General features: G+C 70.3%; 24 protein-coding genes. 15 read left to right on the plus strand and 9 right to left on the minus strand.

The window, feature by feature from the left end:
• Positions 1-34: 34 nt before the first annotated feature.
• The gene (locus tag H4W80_RS53670; RefSeq protein ID WP_318787503.1) at positions 35-637 is read right to left on the minus strand and encodes a TetR/AcrR family transcriptional regulator; all 603 of its coding nucleotides are present in this window, start codon (positions 635-637) and stop codon (positions 35-37) included.
• Between the two features lie 80 nt (positions 638-717).
• On the opposite strand from H4W80_RS53670, the gene H4W80_RS53675 reads away from it, so the two are divergent.
• Positions 718-1554 carry an NAD(P)H-binding protein gene (locus H4W80_RS53675; protein ID WP_192792112.1) on the plus strand — a complete coding sequence of 279 codons (837 nt, stop codon included), beginning with the start codon at positions 718-720 and terminating at the stop codon, positions 1552-1554.
• Between the two features lie 27 nt (positions 1555-1581).
• A complete protein-coding gene (locus H4W80_RS53680; RefSeq protein ID WP_192792113.1) occupies positions 1582-2427 on the plus strand; it encodes an alpha/beta fold hydrolase in 846 nt (281 codons plus the stop codon).
• A 52-nt stretch (positions 2428-2479) separates the two neighbouring features.
• On the opposite strand, the gene nadA is transcribed toward H4W80_RS53680, so the two are convergent.
• Positions 2480-3631, minus strand: coding sequence for a quinolinate synthase NadA (nadA, locus tag H4W80_RS53685; protein WP_192792114.1), 1152 nt, complete (start codon positions 3629-3631; stop codon positions 2480-2482).
• Between the two features lie 164 nt (positions 3632-3795).
• Between nadA and erpA the strand changes: the two genes are divergently transcribed.
• Together erpA and H4W80_RS53695 are read left to right on the plus strand one after the other, a co-directional pair.
• Entirely contained in the window at positions 3796-4149 is a 354-nt protein-coding gene (erpA, locus tag H4W80_RS53690; RefSeq protein WP_192792115.1) for an iron-sulfur cluster insertion protein ErpA, read from the plus strand.
• A gap of 98 nt (positions 4150-4247) precedes the next feature.
• Entirely contained in the window at positions 4248-5234 is a 987-nt protein-coding gene (locus tag H4W80_RS53695; protein ID WP_192792116.1) for a carbohydrate kinase family protein, read from the plus strand.
• A gap of 59 nt (positions 5235-5293) precedes the next feature.
• Here H4W80_RS53695 and H4W80_RS53700 read toward each other — a convergent pair whose 3' ends face one another.
• The 3 genes from H4W80_RS53700 to H4W80_RS53710 form a co-directional block, all read right to left on the minus strand.
• The gene (locus tag H4W80_RS53700; RefSeq protein WP_192792117.1) at positions 5294-5728 is read right to left on the minus strand and encodes a CBS domain-containing protein; all 435 of its coding nucleotides are present in this window, start codon (positions 5726-5728) and stop codon (positions 5294-5296) included.
• Positions 5729-5791: 63 nt separating this feature from the next.
• The gene (locus tag H4W80_RS53705; RefSeq protein ID WP_043638353.1) at positions 5792-6037 is read right to left on the minus strand and encodes a sulfurtransferase TusA family protein; all 246 of its coding nucleotides are present in this window, start codon (positions 6035-6037) and stop codon (positions 5792-5794) included.
• A complete protein-coding gene (locus H4W80_RS53710; RefSeq protein ID WP_225964185.1) occupies positions 6034-7176 on the minus strand; it encodes a cysteine desulfurase family protein in 1143 nt (380 codons plus the stop codon). The genes H4W80_RS53705 and H4W80_RS53710 overlap by 4 nt, the downstream gene beginning before the upstream one ends.
• Positions 7177-7366: 190 nt before the next feature.
• Here H4W80_RS53710 and ctaC point away from each other — a divergent pair, with 190 nt between their 5' ends.
• From ctaC to H4W80_RS53730, 4 genes are all read left to right on the plus strand, one after another.
• Complete coding sequence (ctaC, locus tag H4W80_RS53715; RefSeq protein WP_465263722.1) at positions 7367-8146, plus strand: aa3-type cytochrome oxidase subunit II; 780 nt, start codon at positions 7367-7369, stop codon at positions 8144-8146.
• Positions 8147-8184: 38 nt separating this feature from the next.
• Positions 8185-9807 (plus strand): aa3-type cytochrome oxidase subunit I, encoded by a 1623-nt coding sequence (ctaD, locus tag H4W80_RS53720; protein WP_192794292.1) that lies wholly within the window; start codon positions 8185-8187, stop codon positions 9805-9807.
• On the plus strand, positions 9807-10220 hold the full coding sequence (locus H4W80_RS53725; protein ID WP_185072874.1) for a cytochrome c oxidase subunit 4: 414 nt from the start codon (positions 9807-9809) through the stop codon (positions 10218-10220). Before ctaD ends, H4W80_RS53725 begins: the two co-directional genes overlap by 1 nt.
• Positions 10221-10421: 201 nt before the next feature.
• Positions 10422-11624 carry a L,D-transpeptidase gene (locus H4W80_RS53730; protein ID WP_192792120.1) on the plus strand — a complete coding sequence of 401 codons (1203 nt, stop codon included), beginning with the start codon at positions 10422-10424 and terminating at the stop codon, positions 11622-11624.
• Positions 11625-12599: 975 nt separating this feature from the next.
• On the opposite strand, the gene trpD is transcribed toward H4W80_RS53730, so the two are convergent.
• Complete coding sequence (gene trpD, locus H4W80_RS53735; protein ID WP_192792121.1) at positions 12600-13646, minus strand: anthranilate phosphoribosyltransferase; 1047 nt, start codon at positions 13644-13646, stop codon at positions 12600-12602.
• 6 nt (positions 13647-13652) lie between these two features.
• Positions 13653-14051 (minus strand): hypothetical protein, encoded by a 399-nt coding sequence (locus tag H4W80_RS53740; RefSeq protein ID WP_090930538.1) that lies wholly within the window; start codon positions 14049-14051, stop codon positions 13653-13655.
• A gap of 210 nt (positions 14052-14261) precedes the next feature.
• Between H4W80_RS53740 and ctaE the strand changes: the two genes are divergently transcribed.
• Genes ctaE through qcrB form a run of 4 tightly spaced genes read left to right on the plus strand, consistent with a single transcriptional unit; the run spans position 14262 to position 18503 of the window.
• Positions 14262-14915 carry an aa3-type cytochrome oxidase subunit III gene (gene ctaE / locus H4W80_RS53745; protein WP_192792122.1) on the plus strand — a complete coding sequence of 218 codons (654 nt, stop codon included), beginning with the start codon at positions 14262-14264 and terminating at the stop codon, positions 14913-14915.
• Positions 14916-14929: 14 nt separating this feature from the next.
• Positions 14930-15739: a cytochrome bc1 complex diheme cytochrome c subunit gene (gene qcrC, locus H4W80_RS53750; RefSeq protein WP_192792123.1), complete on the plus strand. Its 810-nt coding sequence runs from the start codon at positions 14930-14932 to the stop codon at positions 15737-15739.
• Positions 15736-16848 (plus strand): cytochrome bc1 complex Rieske iron-sulfur subunit, encoded by a 1113-nt coding sequence (gene qcrA / locus H4W80_RS53755; RefSeq protein WP_192792124.1) that lies wholly within the window; start codon positions 15736-15738, stop codon positions 16846-16848. Before qcrC ends, qcrA begins: the two co-directional genes overlap by 4 nt.
• Positions 16845-18503: a cytochrome bc1 complex cytochrome b subunit gene (gene qcrB / locus H4W80_RS53760; RefSeq protein WP_192792125.1), complete on the plus strand. Its 1659-nt coding sequence runs from the start codon at positions 16845-16847 to the stop codon at positions 18501-18503. Before qcrA ends, qcrB begins: the two co-directional genes overlap by 4 nt.
• A gap of 396 nt (positions 18504-18899) precedes the next feature.
• Here qcrB and H4W80_RS53765 read toward each other — a convergent pair whose 3' ends face one another.
• Positions 18900-19187: an Lrp/AsnC family transcriptional regulator gene (locus tag H4W80_RS53765; RefSeq protein WP_080041188.1), complete on the minus strand. Its 288-nt coding sequence runs from the start codon at positions 19185-19187 to the stop codon at positions 18900-18902.
• 17 nt (positions 19188-19204) lie between these two features.
• The gene (locus H4W80_RS53770; RefSeq protein ID WP_192792126.1) at positions 19205-20929 is read right to left on the minus strand and encodes a DEDD exonuclease domain-containing protein; all 1725 of its coding nucleotides are present in this window, start codon (positions 20927-20929) and stop codon (positions 19205-19207) included.
• Positions 20930-21004: 75 nt separating this feature from the next.
• On the opposite strand from H4W80_RS53770, the gene H4W80_RS53775 reads away from it, so the two are divergent.
• The 3 genes from H4W80_RS53775 to H4W80_RS53785 all read left to right on the plus strand — a co-directional run bounded on the left by H4W80_RS53775 (position 21005) and on the right by H4W80_RS53785 (position 25676).
• The gene (locus H4W80_RS53775) at positions 21005-22510 is read left to right on the plus strand and encodes a serine/threonine-protein kinase (protein ID WP_192792127.1); all 1506 of its coding nucleotides are present in this window, start codon (positions 21005-21007) and stop codon (positions 22508-22510) included.
• Positions 22500-23939 carry a serine/threonine-protein kinase gene (locus tag H4W80_RS53780; protein ID WP_192792128.1) on the plus strand — a complete coding sequence of 480 codons (1440 nt, stop codon included), beginning with the start codon at positions 22500-22502 and terminating at the stop codon, positions 23937-23939. Before H4W80_RS53775 ends, H4W80_RS53780 begins: the two co-directional genes overlap by 11 nt.
• 162 nt (positions 23940-24101) lie before the next feature.
• Positions 24102-25676, plus strand: coding sequence for a hypothetical protein (locus H4W80_RS53785; protein WP_192792129.1), 1575 nt, complete (start codon positions 24102-24104; stop codon positions 25674-25676).
• Positions 25677-25704: the final 28 nt, after the last annotated feature.

Genomic DNA, 25704 nt, shown 5'->3' on the forward strand with positions numbered 1-25704 from the left:
CGGCGGACCTCACGAAGTGCGTTCTCGACGGCCTTCAGGCGGCGGGGGCCTCGGGCAGGGAGTCGAGCCAGTCGAGCAGGCGGGCGCCCTGGCGGGTCATGACGTCGGGATCGCGCAGCGCGTTGGCCAGCAGGGACATGCCCTGGTAGGCGCCCACCAGCGTCAGGGCGAGGTCCCAGGGGTCGGGCTGGCCGAGCTCGCGGAACTGGCGCTCGACCCAGTCCAGCAGCAGCCGGATGACGCGTCCGGCCTCCGCGTCCAGGCCACCCTCGGGGCGTTTGTCCAGCTCCGCGGCGAGCGTCCCGGTCGGGCAGCCGTAGCGGGCCGCGAGGTCGCGCTGGCCGACCCACCCCTCCACGAGGGCCTTCAGGCGCTCCCTCGGGCCGTCGAGCCCGTCCAGGCGGGCGGTGAGGAGCTCCAGCTGCCGCGCGTGCTCGGCGAGGGCGGCGGCGACCAGGTCGTCCTTGGTCTTGAAGTAGTAGTACACGTTGCCCACGGGGACGTCGGCGGCGTGGGCGATGTCGGCGATGGTGGTGCGCTCCGCCCCCTGCCGGTGCACGACCTGGGCGGCGGCGGCCATCAGCCGCTGGCGCTTGGCGGCCGCGGTCCTCGCCCGCGAACCCATTGAGTCAGTCACCTGACTAACTATATGCGGCGAAGCCGTGCTAGGGTCTCCCTCAAGTAAGTCAGTCGACTAACTAACAACTGGGAGAGATCATGATCGTAGTCACGGGCGCCACGGGGAACGTCGGGCGGACGCTGGTCCGGCTGCTGGCCGAGGCGGGGGAGCAGGTCACCGCCGTGTCCCGCCGCATCACGGACGCCGACGTGCCGCAGGGCGTGCGGGCGGTCGCCGCCGACCTGGCCGACCCCGTCAGCATGAGCGCGGCGCTGGAGGGCGCGGACGCGGTGTTCCTCCTCACGGGCGGCGACCTGTTCGCCACGGAGCCCAAGGAGATCGTCGCCGCGGTGAGCGGGCCGGGCAGGATCGTCCTGCTCTCCTCGCAGGGCGTGGTGACCCGCCCGGACAGCGCGTCCCACGGCCGCTTCGGAGCGGAGGTGGAACGCGCCGTCATCGACTCGGGGGCGCGCTGGACGATCCTGCGGCCGGGCGGCTTCGCCTCCAACAGGTACGCCTGGGCCGGCTCGATCCGCGCGGACCGCACGGTCGCCGCGCCGTTCGGCGACGTCGGGCTGCCGATCATCGACCCCGACGACATCGCCGCCGTGGCCGCCGCAGTCCTGCGGGAGCCGGGCCACGACGGCCGGACCTACGAGCTCACCGGGCCGGAGCCGGTGACCCCGCGGCAGAACGCCGAGGCCATCGGCCAGGCGATCGGCGAGCCGATCGCCTTCGTCGAGCAGACCCGCGAGGAGGCCCGCGCGCAGATGCTGGCGTTCATGCCCGCGCCGGTCGCGGACACCACGCTGGACATCCTCGGCGAGCCGACCGAGGCCGAGCGGCGGGTCAGCCCGGACGTCGAACGCGTGCTGGGCCGGGCCCCTCAGCCGTTCGCCGCCTGGGCCCGGCGCAACGCCGCCGCCTTCCGCTGAGCCCCGCCCCGGGTGGATCATGCCCGCATGGAAGAGATGATCGTGACCGACGACGGGGTGCGGCTCTGGGCGGTGCGCGGCGGCGAAGGCCGTCCCGTCGTCTTCTGCCATGGCGGGCCGGGCCTGTGGGACACCTTGGAGGACGTGGCCGGGCTGCTGTCCGGCGTCGCGGCCGTCCACCGGTGGGACCAGCGCGGCTGCGGCCGCTCGCAGCGGCTCGGCCCGTACTCGATGGCCCGTACGGTGGCCGACCTCGACGCCGTGCGCCGCCACTTCGGCCTGGAGACGATGGTGCTGCTCGGCCACTCGTGGGGCGCCCAGCTGGCCCTGCGCTACGCCCTGGACCACCCCGGCCGCGTCCGCGGGCTGGTCTACGTCTCCGGCACGGGCATCGACCCGAGCGACACCTGGCGCGAGGAGTACAGGCTGCGCCTGCGCGGCGCGGTGAGCGGGGACGTGGAGCGCTGGGCGGAGCTGGAGAGCCGCGAACGCACGGCCGCCGAGGACCGTGAGTTCGCGGTGCTGCAGTGGTCGGCGGACTTCGCCGACCGCGACCGGGCCATGGAGCACGCCGAACGCATGGCGACCCCCTGGCTCGGCGTCAACTTCGAGTGCAACGCCGCCCTGAACGCCGAGGGCAAGCGCGACTGGGGCACACCGGTGCTGCGGGCCGCCTGCGCGGCGCTGGCGGTGCCGGCGCTGATCGTCGACGGGGCCGAGGACATCCGGCCCCGCCGGGCGGTGGACTCGCTGGAGCGGGCGCTGCCGGACGCCTCGCGGGTGATCCTTCCGGGCGCCGGTCACCTGCCCTGGGTCGAGGACCCGGAGGGTTTCCGGGCCGCGGTGACCGCGTTCCTGGCCCGCGTGGGTTAGCTAGGGGAGGGCGAGCATGCGGTCCAGGGCCACCCGGGCCCAGGTGGGTTAGCTAGGGGAGGGCGAGCATGCGGTCCAGGGCCACCCGGGCCCAGTGGGCGGTGTCCTCGTCCACCGTGATCTGGTTGACGACCTCCCCGAGCACCAGGGACTCCAGGGCCCACACCAGGTGCGGCAGGTCGATCCGGTTCATGGTCGAGCAGTAGCACACCGTCTTGTCCAGGAACGAGATGCTCTTGTCCGGGAACGCCTGCGCCAGCCGCTTGACCAGGTTCAGCTCGGTGCCGATCGCCCAGGCGGAGCCCGCGGGGGCCGACTCCAGGGTCTGGATGATGTGCTCGGTCGAGCCGACGTGGTCCGCCTTGAGCACGACCTCGTGGCGGCACTCCGGGTGCACCAGGACGTTCACGCCGGGGATGCGCGAGCGCACGTCGTCCACCGACTCCGCGGTGAAGCGGCCGTGCACCGAGCAGTGGCCGCGCCACAGGATCATCCTGGCCCGCTCCAGTTGCTCCCGGGTGAGGCCGCCGTTGGGGCGGTGCGGGTTCCAGACGACGCAGTCCTCCAGGGACATGCCCATCTCCAGCACCGCCGTGTTGCGGCCCAGGTGCTGGTCGGGCAGGAACAGGACCTTCTCGCCGCGCGAGAACGCCCAGTCCAGGGCGCGGCGGGCGTTGGAGGAGGTGCAGACCGCGCCGCCGTTCCTGCCGCAGAAGGCCTTGATGTCGGCGCTGGAGTTCATGTACGTGACAGGAATCACCTGATCGGCCAGCCCCGCGTCCTCCAAAGCCTCCCAGCACTCCTCGACCTGGTCGAACGTGGCCATGTCCGCCATCGAGCACCCGGCCGCCAGGTCCGGCAGCACGACCCTCTGGTGCTCGCCGGTCAGGATGTCGGCCGACTCGGCCATGAAGTGCACGCCGCAGAAGACGATGAACTCCGCCTCCGGCCTGGCCGCCGCCAGCCGGGCCAGCTTGAAGGAGTCGCCCGTGACGTCGGCGAACTGGATGACCTCGTCGCGCTGGTAGTGGTGCCCGAGCACGAACAGCCGGTCGCCGAGCGCCTCCTTCGCCTTGCGGGCCCGTTCCACCAGGTCGGGGTCCGAGGCGGGCGGCAGCTCGCCCGGGCATTCGACCCCCTTCTCGCTGTGCGGATCGGCGCCCTGGCCGAGGACGTAGAGCGGCAGCCCAGTCTGGGTGGCCATGGCCAAACCCCCTTATCGTCGAAGTGACGATACTCATCATGACATATGGGGGATACCTGTTTATTCCGGGGGTCGGGGCCCTGGGAATGTGTGGCATGGGCCAGGTGTTGGTAGCGTCATTAGTAGGACGTCGGAAACAGACAGCCGGGTTAGGGAGTCAGCAGATGACGGTTGAGAGCAGCGAGACCACGGCGCAGGGCCTGATCCTGACTGACGCGGCCGCCGCCAAGGTCAAGAGCCTGCTTGAGCAGCAGGGTGAGGAAGGTCTGCAGCTGCGGGTCGCCGTGCAGCCGGGTGGTTGCTCCGGCCTGCGCTACCAGCTCTTCTTCGACGACCGGTCGATGGACGGCGACGTGGTCTCGGACTTCGGGGGCGTCAGCGTGGTCACCGACCGCATGAGCGCTCCTTACCTCATGGGGGCCTCGATCGACTTCGTCGACACGATCGAGAAGTCGGGGTTCACCATCGACAACCCCAACGCCACGGGCTCCTGCGCCTGTGGTGACTCCTTCAACTAGTCGGTGGCCGCCGGGTCCCGCTCGCCTTTGTGCGAGCGGGACCTTCGCGTATTCTCGTGGGGCTCATAGGCCTGCTGACAACGAGGAAGAAGAATCCCGTGCGCATCGCCGTTACCGGCTCAATCGCGACAGACCACCTGATGACCTTCCCAGGAAGCTTCGGCGATCAGCTCATCGCCGAGCAGCTCGATCGGGTGTCACTCTCGTTCCTGGTGGATGACCTTCAGATCCGTCGTGGCGGCTGCGCCGCGAACATCGCGTTCGGCATGGCCTGCCTCGGCCTCAAGCCGATCCTGGTGGGAGCCGTCGGCAACGACTTCGCCGACTACCGCTCGTGGCTGGAGCGCCACGGCGTCGACTGCGATTCCGTGCACGTCTCGGAGACCCAGCACACCGCGCGTTTCCTGTGCACCACCGACCAGCACCACAACCAGATCGCCTCGTTCTACACCGGGGCCATGGCCGAGGCGCGGCTGATCGAGCTGAAGCCCGTCGCCGACCGCCTGGACGGTCTCGACCTGGTGCTGATCAGCCCCAACGACCCCGACGCGATGCTGCGCCACACCGACGAGTGCCGCCGGCGCGGCATCCCGTTCGCCGCCGACATCTCCCAGCAGCTCGCGCGCATGGCCGACGAGCAGATCCGCCAGCTCGTCGACGGCGCCGCCTACCTCTTCTCCAACGACTACGAGAAGGGGCTCATCGAGCAGAAGACCGGCTGGTCCGACGAGGAGATCCTGCGCCGGGTGGGCGTCCGGATCACCACGCTCGGCCCCAAGGGCGCCGTCATCGACCGCAGGGGCGAGCCGTCCATCCACGTCGCCCCCGCCCCCGAGCGGGGCAAGGCCGACCCCACCGGAGTCGGCGACGCCTTCCGCGCCGGGTTCATGGCGGGGCTGGCCTGGGGGCTGCCCCTGGAGCGCTGCGGCCAGGTCGGCAACCTGACCGCCACCCACGTGCTCGAGCGCGTCGGCGGCCAGGAGTACGAGCTCGGGCAGCAGGTCTTCCTCGAGCGGTTCGGCGCCGCGTACGGCAGCGAGGCCGCGGCGGAGATCGCCGAGCACGTGCGCTGCTACCACCCGTAGACGCCGCTCGGCCGCCCCGGCCTTTGCGGCCGGGGCGGCCTCGGGCCGTCCCGTACGGCTCAGTCCCTCGCGTAGACGTGGTGCATGAACTCGGCGAGCTTGTCGTCCGGGAGGTGCTTGGCCAGGTCCGCCTCGGCGATCATGCCGACGACGCGGTTGTCCGACAGCACGGGGAGCCGCTTGATCTGGTGCTGCTCCATCAGCGTGAGCGTCTCGTCCACGGACGTCTCCGGGGTGACGAAGACGAGGCCCCCGGCCAGCTCGCCCGCCGTCGTCCTCGACGGGTCGTGCCCCGAGGCGATGCACTTGACGACGATGTCGCGGTCGGTGATGATCCCCTTCACCCGCTCGTCGGGGCCGCACACGGGCAGTGCCCCCACGTTCATGTTGCGCATCAGCTGCGCCGCCCGGTCGAGCGTCTCGTGCGCGCCGATGCACTCGGCTCCCGGATGCATCACGTCACGGGCGGTCTCGTGCGGATGTCCTCTGGTCATGGCTTTCCCCCGAAAGTCGGTGACTTCGTACGGGAAGCCCCTACCCCACTTTCGGGGGGAATGTCAGTAATTGCGCCGGACGTGGATGGCCCAGCCGCCCTCGGGCAGCTCGTACGAGCCGACGTGCCGGTGCGACTTGAGCCTGCACCACGCCGGAACGTCCGTATAGGCCGCCGGATCGTCGGCCAGCACGGCCACCACCGCGTTGAGCGGGACGTAGTTGATCTGCTCCGCCAGCATGATGATCGGGATCGGGCACTTCTTCCCGAGCGCGTCGATCGTCAAAGCCGGCTGGGTTACCTCGGTCATGCGACTCCTGCGTCCTGCCGGATGCGGCGCACCAGATCGGGCAGCACGGCGAGGAATCTGTCGACCTCGGCCGCGGAGGCGCCCCTGGGCAGCGACACCCGGACATTGCCATGCGTCAGCACGCCCATCGCTTCAAGAACGTGCGATGGACGAAGCGTACTAGCGGTGCACGAGCTTCCTGACGAAACAGCGAAACCAGCCTTGTCCAGCTCGGTCAGCAGAGCCTCGCCGTCGACGTACAGACACGAAAAGGTCACGATGTGCGGCGCCCGGTCGACCGGGTCGCCGATCACCTCCACGTCCGGGACGATCTTCGGCACCGTCTCCCTGATCCTGGCCACGAGCCCCGACAGCCGCGCCTGCTCCTGCGCCGCGTCCGCGGCCATCGCGCGCAGCGCGGCCGCCGCCGCGACGATGCCGGGCACGTTCTCGAACCCCGGCACCCGCCGCCGCTCCCGCTCGTCCTCGGGCAGGAACGAGCGGAACCGCGTGCCCTTGCGCACCACCAGCACGCCCACGCCCGCCGGGCCGCCCCACTTGTGGGCGCTGGCCGTCAGCACCGACCAGCCGGGCGGGATCGGCATCCTGCCGGCCGTCTGCGCCGCGTCCACCAGCAGCGGAACCCCGTGGGACCGGCAAGCCGCGGCCGCCTCGGCCACCGGCTGCACCGTGCCCACCTCGTGATTGGCCGTCTGCAGGCAGGCCAGCGCGGTGCCGGGCCGGGCGACCGCCTCGGCGAACCGGTCGAGATCCACCCGCCCCGTCAGGTCCACGCCCACCGTCTCGACCGTGCCGCCGTCGCGTTCGTGCAGGCCGCCGGCGTGCAGCACGCTGGAGTGCTCGACCGCGCCGGTGACCAGGTGGCGCCCGGCCCTGCGTCTGCCGTGTAGGGTGCCGAGCACGCCGAGATGCACGGCCTGCGTGCCCGACGAGGTGAACGACACCTCGTCCGCACGCGCGCCGAGCGCCTCGGCCACCTCCGTGCGGGCCTGTTCGAGCAGCAGGTGCGCGCGGCGGGCCTGGCCGTACAGTCTCGCGGGGTCGGCCCAGCCGACGTCGATCGCCGCCAGCAGCGCCTCGCGTGCCTGAGGGTGGAGCGGCTCGCTCGAAGCCGCGTCGAAATACGCCACGAGACTCATCGTCCCACTTGCGGCGCCATCGAGGGGTCGCGCGGTAGGGCGAAGCACCTGCACGCTAATGTGTCTGCAATCAGCTGTGCATCTGGAAATAGAAGCGCCCAAGAGAAAGACTCTTGGGCTTCATCTGTGGGGTAGGCGATCCGTGAGTCCGACTCGCCGTACGACGCGGCGTTCGTTGGCCCGGCGCAGGGTGCCGCGCGCCGCCGCTTTGGCGTTGCTGCTGGCCACTGCTACGGCGTGTGCTAATGACGTTCCGAAGGCCGACTGGTCTCGTGGTCTTCTTCCCGACCACGTCACCGAACAGGCGGGCGTGGTCCAGAGCCTGTGGAACGGGGCCTGGATCGCCGCACTCGCCACGGGCGCGGTCGTCATCTTTCTGATCGTGTGGGCGGCCATCTTCCACCGCAAGCGCAGGTCCTCGGCCGATCTGCCGCCGCAGGTGCGCTACAACCTGCCGATCGAGATGCTCTACACCTTGATCCCGCTGGTCATGGTGTCGGTGTTCTTCTTCTTCACCGCGCGTGACAGCCAGGTGCTGAGCAAGGTCGACGGTGACGCGACCGTCAAGGTCAAGGTCGAGGCCTTCCAGTGGAGCTGGCGCTTCACCACGACCGTCAACGGCAAGACGCTGGCCCCCGTCGCCGGCACGCCGGTGAGCGACTATCACCAGGGGCCTCAGCTGGTCCTGCCGACGAAGACGAAGGTCGAGTTCGACCTGTCGACCGACGACGTCATCCACTCGTTCTGGGTGCCGGAGTTCCTGTTCAAGCGGGACGTCATCCCCGGCATCAAGGAAGGCAACCCGGGCCGCAAGTTCGAGATCACCACTCTGGGCCGCACGGGGGTCTTCGCGGGCCGGTGCGCCGAGCTCTGCGGTGTCGACCACAGCCGCATGCTGTTCTCTGTGAAGCTCGTCGAGCCGAATGAGTGGAACCAGTACATTACGAACCAGGCTGGGAGTGCCCAGTGACCGCCATCCACGAACCCCTTCGCGTGCCGGCCAGGCCCATGACCAAGGGCCAGGTGATCGCCAAGTGGCTGTCCTCCACTGATCACAAGATCATCGGACACCTCTACCTGATCACGTCCTTCGGCTTCTTCCTGATCGGCGGCGTCATGGCGCTGATCATGCGGGCCGAGCTGGCGCAGCCGGGCATGCAGTTCACCAGCAACGAGCAGTTCAACCAGCTGTTCACCATGCACGGCACGATCATGCTGCTGATGTTCGCGACGCCGCTGTTCGCCGGCTTCGCCAACGAGCTGATGCCGCTGCAGATCGGCGCCCCCGACGTGGCGTTCCCGCGCCTCAACATGGTCAGCTACTGGCTCTACCTGTTCGGCAGCCTCATCGCCGTGTCCGGCTTCTTCACGCCGGGCGGCGCGGCCTCGTTCGGCTGGTTCGCCTACACGCCGCTGTCCAACGCGATCAACTCGCCCGGCATCGGCAGCGACCTGTGGATCATGGGCCTGGCCCTGTCCGGCCTCGGCACGATCCTCGGCTCGGTGAACTTCATCACCACGATCATCTGCATGCGCGCGCCCGGCATGACCATGTTCCGCATGCCGATCTTCACCTGGAACGTCCTGCTGACCAGCATGCTCGTGCTGATGGCCTTCCCGGTGCTGGCCGCCGCGCTGCTGGTGCTGGAGTCGGACCGCAAGCTCGGCACGCACGTCTTCGCCCCCGACAACGGCGGCGCGCTGCTCTGGCAGCACCTGTTCTGGTTCTTCGGCCATCCCGAGGTCTACATCATCGCGCTGCCGTTCTTCGGCATCGTGACCGAGGTCCTGCCGGTCTTCAGCCGCAAGCCGATCTTCGGTTACATCAGCCTCGTGGTCGCGACGATCTCGATCGCCGGTCTGTCCATCACGGTCTGGGCGCACCACATGTTCCCGACCGGGCAGGTGTTGCTGCCGTTCTTCTCGTTCATGACGTTCCTCATCGCGGTGCCGACAGGCGTGAAGTTCTTCAACTGGGTCGGAACGATGTGGCGAGGGCATCTGTCCTTCGAGTCGCCGATGCTGTTCTCCGTCGGCTTCCTCGTCACGTTCCTCCTGGGCGGTCTGACGGGCGTCATCCTGGCCTCGCCGCCGCTCGACTTCCACATCAGCGACACCTACTTCGTCGTCGCCCACTTCCACTACGTGGTCTTCGGCACCGTCGTGTTCGCCATGTTCGCGGGCTTCTACTTCTGGTGGCCCAAGTTCACCGGCAAGATGCTCGACGACAAGCTGGGCAAGCTGCACTTCTGGCTGCTGTTCATCGGCTTCCACACGACGTTCCTCATCCAGCACTGGCTGGGCATGCTCGGCTTCCCGCGTCGTTACGCCGACTACAGCCCCGCCGACGGCTTCACCGACCTCAACATGATCTCGTCGGTGGGCGCGTTCGTGCTGGGCGCCTCGACGCTGCCGTTCTTCTACAACGTCTGGAAGACCTGGCGCAGCGCGCCGAAGGTCACCGTCGACGACCCCTGGGGCTACGGCGGCTCGCTCGAATGGGCGACCTCCTGCCCGCCGCCGCGGCACAACTTCACCTCGCTGCCGCGCATCCGGTCCGAGCGTCCCGCGTTCGACCTGCACTACCCGCACGTGTCCGCCAAGCCGTCGGCGACGGAGGTCGAGGCCTGATGAAAGTACAGGGTTGGCTGTTCCTCGCGTGCGGCCTGTTCTTCGCGGGTGTCGACGTCGCCTACTGGTTCTGGACCAAGGCGGCGACGGGTCACGGTGAGCCGGTCGGCACCACGGCCATGGCGATCTCGGTCGGGTTCGCGTTCATGGTCGGCTACTACCTGATGTTCACCGCCCGGCGCATCGGCGCCCAGCCGGAGGACGACAAGCAGGCCGACATCAGCGAGGGCGCGGGCGAGATCGGGTTCTTCAGCCCGAGCAGCTGGTGGCCGCTGTTCCTGTGCCTGGCGGCGGCCTTCGCCTTCGCCGGGTTCGTGATCGGCTTCTGGATGTTCCTGATCGGGCTCTTCCTGGTCATCATGGCCATGATCGGCTTCGTCTTCCAGTACTACCGGGGTCACTTCTCGCACTGACCCGGACTGCCTGAACGGGCGTCTCCCTTGAGGGGGGACGCCCGTTTTTTTGTGTTCTTTAACGGTGATCCGATGTGGTTATTCGATCACTGAGGGTAGTAATGAGAAGTCTGCTATGCGGACCGCCGCTAAGGGCCTTTTCGGGCGCAACAGGGTGGTGAGCAGGGCAAGGGGTTCGTTGTCGGGACGAGGGAGTCATACGTGGGGCGCGTAGCGAATGGATCGGCCGGTCTGCTGGCGCTGACGCTGCTGGCGGCGTGCTCGGGGGCCTCGGCCCCGAAGCCTGAGGGGGTCGCCATGGCCGGCGGGGCCCAGGGGCCCGCTGTGACGTTCTCTCCGCAGGACAAGGCCGCGAACGTACCCACAGACCAGCCTGTGGTCGTCTCGGCCCGTGGAGGCACGCTCAAGAGCGTACGGGTGGACGGTGGCAAGGCCGGGGCGCTCAAGGGCGTCCTGAGCGCCGACGGCACCAACTGGCGCAGCACCGTCACCGCCCGCCCCGGGGCCAGCTACACGATCACCGCCGTCTCCGCGGACGCCACGGGCAAGCAGACCCAGACCACCAGCGCGTTCTCCACGGTCAAGGGCAACAAGACCTTCGACATCCAGACCATCACCCCGAACAAGGACGACACCGGCCTGACGGTCGGCGTCGGCATGCCCATCATGATCGCCTTCGACAAGCCGATCGCCGACCGGGTGTCCGTCGAACGCAACCTCACGGTCCGCAGCTCCAGGCCCGTGGAGGGCGCCTGGCACTGGTTCGACGACAGTCACGTGGACTTCCGGCCGCTGGAGTACTGGCCCGCGTACACGAAGGTGCGCCTGGAGGCGAAGCTGGCCGGCGTGCGCGGCGGGCCCGGCATGTACGGCAAGCGCGACGTACGGCTCGACTTCAAGATCGGCCGCTCGCAGATCACCAAGGGCAGCACGGACGAGCACGTGCTGTACGTCCGGCGCGACGGCAAGAAGATCCGCGAGATGCCGATGAGCGCGGGGCAGGGCGGGCAGTGGAAGTTCTACACCACCTCCGGCATCCACCTGGCGATGTCGCGCGAGGACGCCACGCTCATGACCTCGCCCGGGATCGGGCCCGGCGGGGCGGGCTACTACTCGCTGATGGTCTACCACACCGTCCGCATCTCCAACAGCGGCGAGTACGTGCACAGCGCGCCCTGGTCGGTGGGCTCCCAGGGGAACTCGAACGTCAGCCACGGGTGCGTGAACATCAGCCCGGAGAACGCGATCTGGTTCGTCAAGAACACGCTGATCGGGGATCCGATCATCATCACGGGGTCGCCGCGGAAGCTCGAACCGACGAACGGGTGGGGGCACTGGCAGGAGAACTGGAAGGACTGGCTCAAGTGGAGCGTGCTCAAGGACGGGCCGACCATCACGTTCTGATACCGATTCGCGCCGCTGATTACGGCCCGCCCCGACCCGCCACACCCGGGGCCGGCCACGCTCCGGGCTCGCCACACTCGGGGCCGGTCACGCTCCGGGCTCGCCACACTCGAGGCCGGTCACGCTTCGGGTTCGCCACACTCGGGGCTGTACGCGCCCCGGCCCGGCGGTGCCTCGGCGCGCTCGCCAGGACGGGGCCCGGCACCCAACGGGACGTGGGGCAACGCGAGCCCGCGCCGCACCGCGGACGGCGCCGTTCCGGCCTGCCCTCCCCGTCATCGTGCGCGCCCCAGGGTCGCAGGCGCCGCCTCGGACATCGCAGGTGCCGCCTAGGGCACCGCGCGTGCCGCCCTAGTACCGCAGGTGGCGCCTCAGCACCGCCCGCGTGCCCTCAGCACCGCCCGCGTGCCCTCAGCACCGCCCGCGTGCCCTCAGCACCGCCCGCGTGCCCTCAGCACCGCCCGCGTGCCCTCAGCGCCGCGGGTGCCGCCTAGGGCGTCGCGCGTGCCGCCCTAGGGCCACTGGTGCCGCCCGCGTGCCGCCTCAGCGCCGTCCGCGTGCCGCCTCAGCGTCCGAGCACGGCGCTACGGGGGCCATGGGGCTGGCGGCGGTGGGGAATCGAGCGGGCGTGGGGGAGCCCGGGCGCGGGAGGGGCCAGGCCGTCTACGGGCGGCGCTGAGGAACGGGGCGGGCTGAGCCGTCTACGGGCGGCGCTGAGGGACGGGACGGGCTGGGTGCGCGGGAGTTGGGCGACGGCGGAGCCACTGGCCGGCCGCTCAGCCGCTGCTCCGGTCCGCTCCCGCGCCACCGTCCGCTCCCGCGCCGCCGTGCGGGCCCCGGCGCTGGGGCGTTGTGCGCGCCGCCGTGCCGGTCCCGGGGCTGGGGCGTCGTCCGCGCCTCAGCGGCGAGCGGGCGGAGGGCGTACTCCCGGAGGGAGGCGCGCCCTTTGCCGGAGGCGCGCCCTGAAAGGGGTGCTCAGGCGCCGTTGGCGGCGGCGCTGACCTCGATCCAGCGGTCGAGGGTGGCGGCGGCCGCGCCGGAGTCGACGGCCTGGACCGCGCGGGCGTAGCCGTCCGTCATGGCGGCGTCGAGGTCGTCGCCCGGCCCGTTGAGGGCCACCAGGGCCGCCGCGGCGTTGAGGAGGACGGCGTCGCGCACCGGCCCCGTCTTGCCCCGCAGCAGGTCGTGTACGGCCTGGGCGTTGAAGGCCACGTCCCCGCCCCGCAGCGCGCCCACGTCGGCGCGCGGGATGCCGAGCACGGACGGGTCGAAGGTCGTCTGCGTGGCCGTGCCGTCCTTGACCACCCAGACCGTCGAGGTGTCCGCGATGGTCAGCTCGTCGAGCCCGTCGTCGCCGCGGAAGACCAGCGCGCTGACGCCGCGCTCGGCGAAGACGCCCGCCAGCACGGGCAGCATCTTGGCGTCGAAGACGCCGATGGCCTGGGCGGCCGGGCGGGCCGGGTTGGTGAGCGGGCCGAGGAAGTTGAAGATCGTGGGTACGCCGATCTCCTTGCGCGTCGGCCCGGCGAAGCGCAGCGCGGGGTGGTAGACCGGGGCGAAGCAGAACGCGATGCCCGCCTCCGCGGCCACCCGCGCCGTCTGCTCCGGCGTGAGGTCGAGCCGGATGCCCAGGTGCTCCAGGACGTCGGCGGCGCCGCACGAGGACGAGGCGGCGCGGTTGCCGTGCTTGACGACCCGGGCGCCCGCGGCGGCGGCCACGATGGCGGCCATCGTGGAGACGTTGACGGTGTGGGCGCGGTCGCCTCCCGTGCCGACGACGTCGACCACGGGCCCCTCCACGCTCAGCGGCGTGGCCAGCTCCAGCATGGTGCGGGCCAGGCCCACGACCTCGGCCACCGTCTCGCCCTTGGCGCGCAGCGCGACCACGAAGCCGGCGATCTGGGACGGCGTCGCGGCGCCGGACATGATCTCCCGCATCGCCCAGGCCGACTCGTCGGAGGTGAGGTGCTCCCCGGACAGGAGAGCGGACAGCAGGGTGGGCCAGGTCGTCCGGGAGTCCATGGGCACCTACTTAGCGTTGAGTCGGGTCGAGGAGCGACGCCGCATGAGGTCGGCCACGGTGTCGGCCAGGACCATGGGCTCCAGCGGCTGCGGCACCACGGCGTCGGCCTTGGACCAGTCGGCCAGCCAGCGGTCGTCGCGCCTGGCGATGATCAGGCAGATGGGCGGGCAGTCGTAGACCTCGTCCTTGGCCTGGCGGGAGACGCCCATGCCACCCGCGGGCTGCGTCTCGCCGTCGAGGACGGCCACGTCGATCTCGCCCGAGCCCAGCCACTGGTGGACCTTGGGCTCGGTGGCGCATTCCACGATCTCCACGAGGGGTACGTCGGCGGCGGGGCGCCTGCCGATGGCCTGGATCACCTCGGCCCTGGTGGCGGCGTCGTCGCTGTAGACGAGGACCCTCATCGTGTCGTCGGTGCTCCCAGTGGACGTCACTGTCGCGCTCGCTATTCCTTGTAGCAGTATGGTCACCTCGGATCGTACCGGTGCGGCGGTGTGCATTCCCAGGCCACCATGCCTGACAGGGGGTTTTGGGGCGATTCTCCCAGGTTGCCTCCCGGTTTGTACCTGCTAACCGGGGGGTCGTGCGCGGGACCGACCACCGAAGCCGCAATAATGCTGCCCGTGGCGACAGCATCCGCAATAACTTCGACGACGACAGCACAGTCGTACCGCAGACCCAATCTGGTCAGTGTCGGGACGATCGTCTGGCTGTCCTCTGAGCTCATGTTCTTCGCGGCGCTGTTCGCGATGTACTTCACCATCCGGTCGGTGAGCGTGGGCAACGGCTTCGATTGGGGCCCCGCCTTCCACAAGGTCGGCCTGGAGGCCGCCGAGGGCGCTCATCTGAACATCCCGTTCGCGACGGTCAACACGATCATCCTGGTTCTGTCGAGTGTGACGTGCCAGCTGGGCGTGTGGGCCGCGGAGAAGGGGCAGGTCGGCAAGCTCCGCTTCTGGTACATCGTCAGCTTCCTCATGGGCGCGGTCTTCGTGGCCGGGCAGCTGTACGAGTACGCCGAGCTGGCATCAGAGGGCGCGACCTTGTCCGCCAACCCCTACACTTCGGTGTTCTACCTGACGACGGGCTTCCACGGCCTGCACGTGACCGGTGGCCTATTCGCGTTCCTGTTCATGCTGGGACGCACGTACGCCGCGAAGCGCTTCACGCATGAGCAGGCCACCAGCGCGATCGTTGTGTCCTACTACTGGCACTTCGTAGACGTCGTCTGGATTGGTCTTTTCGCGACCATCTACATCATTCGTTAAGGAACGGGATCTCTGTGACTAGGATCACCGCTTGGCGGCGGCATCCCCTCGCGAGATATGCCGTCCTGATTTTGGCGTTGGCGCTGGTCGGGATGGTATACGCCGCCTTTGTCCAGGCGGGTAAGCCTGCCGACGCGGCACTGGCGGCAGGCAAGGTCGATGACGTGGCCGAGGGCAGGAGCTTGTTCGTCAAGCACTGCTCCAGCTGCCACGGCATGAACGCGGAGGGCACCAAGACGGCGCCCACGCTCGTCGGCGTCGGCGCCGCGGCGGTCGACTTCCAGATGAGCACCGGCCGCATGCCCGCCGCCAACCCGGGTCCGCAGGCGCCGCGCAAGCCGATGGCGCCCTGGGTCGACGAGACGAAGATCAGGCAGATCGGCGCCTACGTGCAGTCGCTCGGCGGCGGCCCGCAGGTCCCGGGGCAGGAGCAGGTCGACGCCAAGCTCGGCGACGCCGGCAAGGGCGGCGAGCTGTTCCGCGCCAACTGCATCCAGTGTCACAACTGGGCCGGCGCCGGTGGAGCCCTGACGCAGGGCAAGTACGCTCCCAACCTCAACTCGGCGACCCCCACCCAGATCTACGAGGCGATGGTCACCGGGCCCCAGGCGATGCCGGTCTTCAACGACACGACGATCACGCCTGAAGAGAAGCGCAGCATGATCGCCTACATCACGCAGGTCCGCGAGCAGAAGGACCCGGGAGGTTTCGGCCTCGGGCGCATTGGCCCGGTGACCGAAGGTCTCGTAGCGTGGATCGCAGGCCTCAGTGTCCTCGCACTCGCCGCCATCTGGATCACCGCGAAGAAGCGACAGAAGTCATGACAGACAACGAGCACGAGATCGAGCAGCCCGATGAGCGCGTACCCAAGCGCGTCATCGGCACCCCCGCGCCGGGCACCTCGATGCTGGGCACCGCGGAGGCCACGGACGTAGAGAAGAACGTCCCCGGCGTCACGCTGCCTGACGAGAGCAAGGCCCGCAAGGCCGAGAAGATCGTGGCGCTCTGCTTCACGATCACGTTCCTGGCCGCGATCGCGTTCATCATCTCCTACGTGGTCTTCCAGGTCGGCAGCCCCGAGGCGACCGGGGTGTCCAACCTCGCGCTGGGCTCCTCGCTGACCGTGGCGATCCTGGGACTGGCGATCGGCATCGTGATCTGGGTACGCATGATCATGCCGAAGTACTCCCTGGTCCAGGACCGCCACCCGATGGCCTCCGCCGAGGACGACCGCGAGGTCGTCGCCGACACGTTCGTCCAGGGCGCCAACGAGAGCGGCTTCGTCAAGCACAAGCTGCTGCGCCGCACGCTGCTGCTGGCCGCCGCGCCCCTCGGCCTCGTGCCGGTGGTGCTGCTGCGCGACCTCGACAACAGCAAGATGCCGGGCGCGAAGTTCAACAAGCTGCTGCGCCACACGGTCTGGGGTGAGAAGACCAAGGAGGGCAAGCCGCTCAGGCTCGTCGTCGAGGGCACCGGCCAGCCGATCCGGGCCGCCGACTTCAACTCGCCCGGCGGCATCCTGTCGGTGGTCCCCGAGGGCTACGAGCACGACCTCAACGCCCTCGCCAAGGCCACGCTGATCCTGATCAAGTTCCGCCCGGAGGAGCTCAAGAGCGGCGTCCGGCAGAACTGGACGCACGACGGCATCGTGGCGTACTCCAAGATCTGCACGCACGTGGGCTGCCCCGCGGCCCTGTACGAGCAGAACACCCACCACATCCTCTGCCCCTGCCACCAGTCGACGTTCGACGCGGCCGACGGCGCGAAGGTCATCTTCGGCCCGGCCGCCAGGCCGCTGCCGCAGCTGCCGATCACGGTCGACGCCGAGGGCTACCTGATCGCCCAGGGCGACTTCCAGGTCCCCGTCGGTCCGAGCTTCTGGGAACGCGGTGACGCCGAGCGCGCGGCGAGGGAGAAGGGAGGCCAGGCATGAGCGAGCTGAACGCCGTGCCCAAGGCCATCGCCGGCCCGTCGACTTTCCTCGACGACCGCCTGGGCGGGGCCAATTTCCTCAAGCGCAACCTGCGCAAGATCTTCCCGGACCACTGGTCGTTCCTGCTGGGTGAGATCGCGCTCTACTCGTTCGTCATCCTGCTGCTGACCGGTACGTTCCTGACGTTCTGGTTCAAGCCGAGCATGATGGAGGTCGCCTACGACGGCTCGTACGCGCCACTCAAGGGCGTCATGATGTCGGAGGCCTACGCGTCGTCGCTGGAGATCAGCTTCGACGTCCGGGGTGGTCTGCTCATCCGGCAGATGCACCACTGGGCGGCCCTGATGTTCGTGGCCGGCATGATGGTCCACATGCTGCGGGTGTTCTTCACGGGCGCCTACCGCAAGCCGCGCGAGCTCAACTGGATCATCGGCGTCCTGCTGCTGACGCTGGCGCTCGCCGAGGGCCTGACCGGCTACTCGCTCCCCGACGACCTGCTCTCCGGCGCCGGTCTGCGGATCACCGAGGGCGTGGCGATCTCGCTGCCGCTGGTCGGCACGTACATCACGTTCTTCCTGTTCGGCGGGGAATATCCGGGTGAGGATGTCATCGCCCGGTTCTACTCGCTGCACATCCTGCTCATCCCGGGCATCCTGCTGGCGCTCATCTCGGCTCACATGGTGCTCATGTGGGTGCAGAAGCACACGCAGATGCCGGGCAAGGCTCGCAACAACCACAACGTGGTGGGCGCGCCGTTCTACCCGGCCTTCATGCTGAAGGCGGGGGCGTACTTCCTGTTCACGCTGGCCACGGTGGCGGGTCTGGCGACGTTCACCCAGATCAACCCGATCTGGCTGTTCGGCCCCTACACGCCCGCGGACATCTCGGCGGGTTCGCAGCCCGACTTCTACATGGGCTTCCTCGAAGGCGCGCTGCGCATCATGGTGCCGTGGGAGATCAACCTCTTCGGCACGGCCCATGCGGGCACCCTGCCGCTGAGCGTGATCATCCCGGCGCTGGTGCCGATGGGCATCATCATGACGGGCCTGGCGCTCTATCCGTTCCTCGAACGCTGGGTGACGGGCGACAACCGCGAGCACCACATCGCGGACCGGCCGCGCAACAACCCGCACCGCACCTCGATCGGCATGGCGGCCATCGCGTTCTACGGCGTGCTGTGGCTGCTGGGCGCCAACGACGAGATCTCGGCGAACTTCCACGTCAGCCTCAACGTGACGACGTACGCCGGGCGGGTGCTGATCTTCGTCGCGCCGGCGCTGGCGTACATCATCACCTACCGCATCTGCCTCGGCCTGCAGCGCTCCGACGCCGCGGTCGTCTCGCACGGTGTGGAGTCGGGCGTCATCAAGCGGCTGCCGCACGGTGAGTTCATCGAGGTCCACACGCCGCCGTCGGACGACATCGAGGCCCACATGCGGGGCAAGGAGCCGGTGGCGATGCTGCCGGTGGCCGAGGACACCGCGGGCATCCCGCCGAAGGGCATGCGCGGTCCGCTCGGCAAGCTGCGCGCTCGCATGTCGAAGGCGTACGGCGGGGAGAAGATCCCGCTGGACGACGGGCACGGACACGGGCACGAGGAAGAGCACGCCGCCATCGGCTCCGGTGGCGAGGACGACCGCAGCCTCACGCACTGACACCACCTCTTCGCCACACACGGCACGGGCCCGGACGACACGTTCGTCCGGGCCCGTCGCCGTCTTCGCCCCTGGGCGCGGGGAAGGCGGGTGCCGTGCCTGGGATCCGCGGGCGCGCCCGGCCGGGGCGGGGAACGCCGTCACAGGCGCTCTCGCGAGGTGACGGGCGTGGCTGAGAGAGGTGACGGACCCCGGCCGAAGGCGCGGCAGGGAGGTGGCGGACCCCGGCCGACGGCGCGGTTGGCAGGCGGGCCTGCCAGAAGGCGGCGCGGCCGGGAGCCGGGAAGTCGCGCCGGTCGCGGGCGCTCAGCCCGAGAGGTCCCGAGGCGGAGCGGCGGCGGGCACGCCGTGCTGAGCGCCGGGACGGGTCAGCCCGTGTGGGTCAGCCCGTGTGGGTCAGTCGGCCTCGGGGAAGCCGATGGAGAAGGCGGCGTCCAGGTCGTGCTTGGAGTAGGCGCGGAAGGCGATGTGCGTCTCCGTGTGCAGCACGCCGGCCACCTTGTTGATCCGCCCGGGGACCACCTCGGCGATCTCCTCGTACGCCGCCACCCGCACCATCGCCAGCAGGTCGTATTCGCCGGTGATGGAGTAGACCTCGCTGACGCCCTGGATCTCGGCGATCGTCTGGGCGACCTCCGGGATCCGGTCTACCTCTGCATTGATGTGGACGATAGCCGTGACCATGCATCAACTCTATCGTTTCACCTCAAAGGTCGCCCCTCCCGATTGCGGAGCTGATCAAGGTGGCGGTACGCGAGGTCGATGCGGGCCTTGTGGCGGGCGGCGCCCCAGGCGGGCAGGCTCCACTCGCCCTCCACCTCCACCAGCCGCACCCCGGGCGACTCCAGCCAGCGCAGGATGCACTCGGTCTCCTCGGCGCTGGCCGCGTGGATCGGGCCGGCGCCCGGGATGACCGCCTCGGCGGTGGCCGTCAGGGAGGCGACGAAAGCGGTCGGATGGGTGCCCTTCGGCATGACCCCGGCCGCCGCCAGCCGCCCGTACCGGATGACGTGGATGTCCCATCCGCCGCCGAACGCCGGGCTGGCGGCCACCAGCTGCGGGATGCGCGTGATGGCGCTCAGGCGCTGCATGCGGGCCGCCGTGCGGACGAAGGCCGCCAGCCGGTCGCGGTCGACCGACGCCTCCTCGTAGCGCTGCTCCACCGACAGCCGCTCCATGCGCGCCGACACGGCGCTGAAGACGAGCGAGGCGTCGAGCGTCATGGCCCGGCGCGCGCTCTCCGCGTGGAGCGCGTATTCCTCCTGGCTCTCCTTGCCCTCGCAGGGCGCGCCGCAGCGGCCCATCTCGTGCAGCACGCAGGCCGCCCGCCGGGTGCGCAGCGTGACGGGCTGGGTGCACTGGCGCAGGGGGACCGCCTCGTGCAGGGCGATGCGGGCCTCGTCGGCCAGCCGGGCGCTGCCGAACGGGCCGAGGTAGGTGGCCCCGTCGTCCTTGAGCTCGCGCACGATCGACAGCCGCGGGAACGCCTCGGTGGTGAGCTTGAGCCAGACCACCTTCTCGGGGAAGCGGGAACGGCGGTTGTAGCGCGGCTTGGCGCCACCGATCAGGCGCAGCTCCCTGACCTCCGCCTCCAGGGCGGTCGAGCAGACGATGTGGCGCACCCGCTCGGCGATGCCGATCATCTCGCGGATGCGCGGGCGGGTCTCGCCCGCGGTGAAGTAGGAGCGCACGCGGTTGCGCAGGTTGGTGCTCTTGCCGATGTAGAGGACCTCGCCGCGCTCGTCCTCGAAGAAGTAGACCCCGGGGGCGTGCGGCACCGACTCGGCCAGGTGGCGCTTGCGCTGCTGCTCCGGCGTGGGGGCGCGGACGAACGACTTGAGCTCCTCGAGCGTGTGCACCTGGAACGAGCCGGCCCGCTCGATCAGCCCGTGCAGCACCTCGACGGTGGCCCTGGCGTCCTGCAGGGCGCGGTGGCACGGCTCGGTGGAGCTGCGGAAGAACCTCGCCAGCGTGGCCAGCTTGGCGTTGGGCACCTCGTCGCGGGTCAGCACGCGGCGGGCCAGGTCGACGGTGTCGACGACCGGATTGGCCGGCGGGGGATAGCCGTGGGCGGCGCAGGCGGCCTTGACGAAGCGGGTGTCGAAGCCGGCGTTGTGGGCCACCAGCGTGGCCCCGCGAATGAACTCCAGGAAGCTCGGCAGCACCGCCTCGATCCGCGGCGCGGCCACGACCATCGCGTCGGTGATGCCGGTCAGCACGGAGATGAACGGCGGGATCGGGCCCCCGGGATCGACCAGCGTCGAGAACTCGCCCAGCACCTCGCCCGCCCGCACCTTGACCGCGCCGATCTCGGTGATGGCGTCGTCGGACGGGGCGCCGCCGGTCGTCTCGAGGTCGAAAACGACGAACGTGACCTCGCTCAGCGGAGTGCCGAGCTCGTCGAGAGTGCCTTGAACCGAGTCCACGTTCCAAGACCATAGAGAGAAGGACCGACAGGAACGAATAACCATCGCTCTTGATCCTTAGTTACCCTTCCCTGTATGTCCTCGGGAAGACTTGCCGGCCGCTATGCCCTGTTGCGCCCGCTCGGCGCGGGCGGCATGGGGAAGGTGTGGCTGGCCAGGGACGAGATGCTCGATCGTGAGGTCGCGGTCAAGGAGCTCACGCTGGCCGAGGGCATGTCACCCAAGGAGCGCTCCGACTCGGTGATGCGGGCCGTGCGCGAGGCGCAGGCCACGGCGAGGCTGCGCCATCCCGGCATCGTGGCGCTGCACGACGTGGTCGTCGAGCAGGAGCGGCCCTGGCTGGTCATGGAGCTGCTGCGGGGCCGCACGCTCGGGGAGACGGTCCGAGAGTTCGGGCCCATGCCGGCTGATCATGCAGCGCGGGTCGGCGCCGACGTGCTGGAGGCGTTGATCGCGGCGCACGCGCTGGGGATGCAGCACCGCGACGTCAAGCCGGGCAACGTGTTCCTCACCGAGAGCGGGCGGGTGGTCCTCACCGACTTCGGCATCGCCCGGCAGGAGGGCCAGGCCACGCTCACCGAGCAGGGGCTGATGATCGGCTCGCCCGGGTTCATCGCGCCCGAGCGGCTGGCCGGCGAGCCGGGCGGGCCCGCCAGCGACGTGTGGTCGCTCGGCGCCACGCTCTACGTCGCGCTGACGGGCGCGCCGGCCTACGAGGGGTCGGCGGCCCAGCGGGTGCGGGCCACGCTGACGGAGCCCGTACCGGTCGCTCCCGGGCCGCTGGGGCCGCTGCTGTCGGCCATGATGGCGCACCAGCCGGCCGCCCGCCCCGACGCCCGGGTGATCGTGTCCGCGCTCCGGCAGGTGGCCGCCGGCGGGCACGCCCCGCGACTGCCCGTCAGCCAGGACGTGACCGCGCCGACCAGGGTCAGGCGGCGCGGCAGGAGCGCGATCTGGATCGCCGCGGCGACGGCGCTCGTGCTCGGCGCGGGCGGCGCGACCGCCTTCCTCGTCCTCAGGGACCGGGCGGGCGCGGTCCCGGCCGCGTTCACGGCGCCCATGGACGTGTGCACGCTGATCAGCCAGGAGGAGGTGGGCGTGCTGCTGCGTACGCAGAGCCCGCCCAAGGCGCAGGCCAGCTCCGACGGCGACGGCCCCAAGTGCGGCTGGACGGTCGCCAACACGGGGGTGGGCCTGCAGGTGCAGAAGGACTCCGACACCGTCGACCCGTGGTCGATGACCCCGGCCACGGCCGGCGCGCTCTTCAAGGGCCAGCAGCGCTGGTGGACGCGGACCGGCACGGTCGACTGGACCTGGGACGAGATCGGCGCGAAGACCTCGCAGCGGGCCACGCGCACCCCGGTCCGCGAGATCGCCGGCGTCGGCGAGGAGGCGTTCGGCTTCGAGCTGAAGGGCCCCACGGGCCGCGTGCACACCGCCCAGGTCTACTACCGCCTGGCCAATCTGGTGGTCACCGTGCAGTTCACCACCCTCGCGGACAAGCCCACCGACGAGGAGATCAGGCAGCGGGCGCTGAAAGCGGCCCAGGCGAGCGAGCAGGCGTTGCGCAATGCCGGATGACCTCTATCTGCTGGCCGGCCGCTACCGCCTCATCGAGCGGCTCGGACAGGGCGGCGCGGGCACGGTGTGGCGGGCCATCGACGAGATCCTCGACCGTCAGGTCGCGGCCAAGCAGGTACGCGTGCCGGAGGGGCTCACGCCGCGCGAGCGGGCCGAGTTCGCCGACCTCGCGATCCACGAGGCCAGGTCGGCCGGACGGCTGCGCGACCCGGCGATCGTGCTGGTGCACGACGTCGTCCTGGAGGGCGGCCAGCCGTGGATCATCATGGACCTGGTCAGCGGCCGCTCGCTGGACAAGGTGATCAAGGAGCAGGGGCCGCTGCCGCCCGGGTTCGTGGCCGCGGTCGGGCTGCGCGTGCTGTCGGCGCTGGAGGTCGCCCACGCCCACGGGATGCTCCACCACGACGTCAAGCCCGCGAACATCCTGCTCGACTTCGACGGCTCCGCCATGCTCACCGACTTCGGCATCGCGACGCCGGTGGGCGGCCAGGGCGGCAGGTTCGGCGGCGCGGGCTCGCCCGGCTACATGGCGCCCGAGCGGCTCAACGAGCAGCCCTCGAGCCCGGCGTCCGACCTGTGGTCGCTCGGCGCCAGCCTCTACACCGCGGTGGAGGGGCGGGCGCCGTTCGAGCGGGCGCTGCCCGCGGCGGTGACGGCGGCGGTGCTGCTGCACGAGCCGCCGTTCCCGGCCAGGGCGGGTCGTGACTTCGGCGGCCTGCTCATGGCCATGCTCGCCAAGGATCCGGCGGCCCGCCCCACGGCGGCCCGGGTCCGCCAGGCGCTGAGCGCCCTGGCCGGGCCCGCCCCCGTGCCCCGGCGCCGCCGGTGGCTGGTGCCCGTCGCGCTCGCCGCCGCCGTGACGCTGGGCGCGGGCGGCTGGTACGCCGCGGGCGCGCTGGGCGGCGGGCCCGAGATCGGGAGGTTCGCCACGGCGCCCGATCCCTGCAAGCTGCTCACCGACGAGCAGGCCGCCCAGATCATGAAGGCCAAGCCGGCGCGCGAGGCCACCCGGCCGGGCGAGTGCCAGTGGATCCTGCGTGACGGCGCGGAGGACGGCCGGCGCCGCATCGTCGTCCGCGCCTGGGCGGAGCGGCCCGACGGCGATCTCGGCGGTCCCCAGGTGGCGCAGCGCCGCTTCGCCAGCGAGAAGACCGGCCGCGCCGGCGCGGAGGGCACGGTGATGCGCGAGGTCCGCGGCTCGGTCTCCGACGTCCCGGGGATCGGGGAGTCGGCGATCATCCAGAACAGCTTCAAGGCCTACATCAACAGCGACGCCAAGGGCTGGTCGGACAGTACGGTGCTCTTCCGCACGAGCAACGTGCTCGGCGAGGTGGTCTGGCACCGCGAGAACGTTCCGGTCAGCGACCCGGCGGACAAGGGGCCCGCCCTCGCCGCCGCCCGCCTGGTCTCGGCGGCCCTGTCGAAGTGAGCCCTGTCGAAGTGAGCCCTGTCGAAGTGAGCACTGTCCGAGGTGGAAGTGGGCGCCGCCGGGGAGGGGCCGCTGCCAGAATGGGCGGAAGTGCTGCAAGTACCTTGCAAGGGGGATGACTAGCATGTTTCCCCGCAAGTCAGGGCAACCTCAGGAGTCCCAGTGAACCCCGGTAGCGAGTGGGAGCCGTCCACCACCCCTTACCAGGTGCCGGGCAGGCGCTTCCAGCCGCCCACTCAGCCGCCGACCCAGCCGCCGACCCAGCCGCCGACCCAGCCGCCGACGCTGCCTCCGACGCCACCGCCACCGCCGCCCCGGCGGCCCGCCTGGCTGCTGCCCGCGCTGGCCGCCGCCGTCGTGGTGCTGGTCGCGATGGGCGGGGTGGGCGCGTACTTCGTGGTCAGCAAGGTCTCGCGCCCCTCCCAGCCGCCCGCGGCGCAGAGCGAGCGGCCGTCGCGGGGCGCCTCCTCGGCGCCCGTCGGCCTGGACGTGTGCGCCATGCTGCCCGCGGAGGAGGCCGACCGGCTCGTGCCCGGCGCGACCGTCACCAAGAACTCCAGGGAGGGCGAGTACACGGTCTCCTTCAACTGCGCATGGCAGAACCGGCGCATCTCGTTCGGCGAGTTCTGGCGCAGCAGGGAGATCGACGTCAGGATCGATCAGCACAAGGCCGACGGCGCCAAGACGGGCAGGGCCATGGCGCAGAACTCGTACGAGGTCGACTACGGCGGCGACCGGTACGCCGCGACCGCCAAGCCCTCGCTCAAGCCCGACGAGAAGGAGTACATCTCCCCGATCAAGGAGATCCAGGGCGTCGGTGACGCCGCGCACGCCCAGTACACCTGGCGTCGCAGCGGCAAAATGCTGTGGTACTCCTTCGGCCAGGCCAACGCCCGGGTCGGCGACATGACGATCGAGATCAAGTACCAGGCGGGCCAGCAGCGCAAGGACGCGGAGATCCTGAGCAACGAGACCGCGCAGTCGATCACCGAGGAGAACGCGATCCGCGAGGTGAGCCGGCTGGCCGGGTTCTTCGCCAAGGGCATGGCGGCCTGGCAGGCCCAGCACCCGAACGTCCTGGCCCAGCCGGAGCCGTCGCAGACCCCCGCGTCGCCGAGCGCGAGTGCGAGCGCGACGCCCTCGCCGACCGTCCTGGCGGCCTTCCCCGCGGAGTGCGGGGCCGTGACCGAGGTGGCCACGCGGCTCGTGCCCGAGCCCACCACCAGGGCGCGCGGCACCGAGGCAGGCTCCGACGCCCAGACCGAGTGCCGCTGGCTCAACCTGGACGTGCCCGGGGCGGGCGAGGGGATCACGAAGATCCGCAGCGTCCTGATCACCGTGCACCGGTTCACCAACCGGGCGGGCGCCGCCGACGAGCCGGCGGCCGTGAGCTACTACGCGAGCCAGCGGGGCGGCGACAAGCAGTTCGAGGACTCGTCACTCGGCGGCATCTCCTGGGGCAAGGTCACCGATCTCAAGGGGATGGGCGATCAGGCGTACCAGCAGTACATCCGGAACCGGCACAGCAGGGAGGTCTCCGCGTCGACCGGTTCGATCCTGACGCGCAAGGGCTCGGTGGTCGTGAGGATCGACTTCTCCGGCCACCAGCGGCCCGAGAAGGAGCCGGCCACCTCGCCCAAGGTCGTGTTCATGCCGCAGAAGGAGGCGATGGACGGCGTGGTCACCGTGGCCGAGGCGTTCATGGCCCAGCTGGCGAAGCAGCCCGCGGGCAGCTAGCAGACCCGGTCGAGGAGGGGCGTGGCGC

The sequence above is a fragment of the Nonomuraea angiospora genome (genome assembly GCF_014873145.1).
Classification (GTDB): Bacteria; Actinomycetota; Actinomycetes; order Streptosporangiales; family Streptosporangiaceae; genus Nonomuraea; species Nonomuraea angiospora.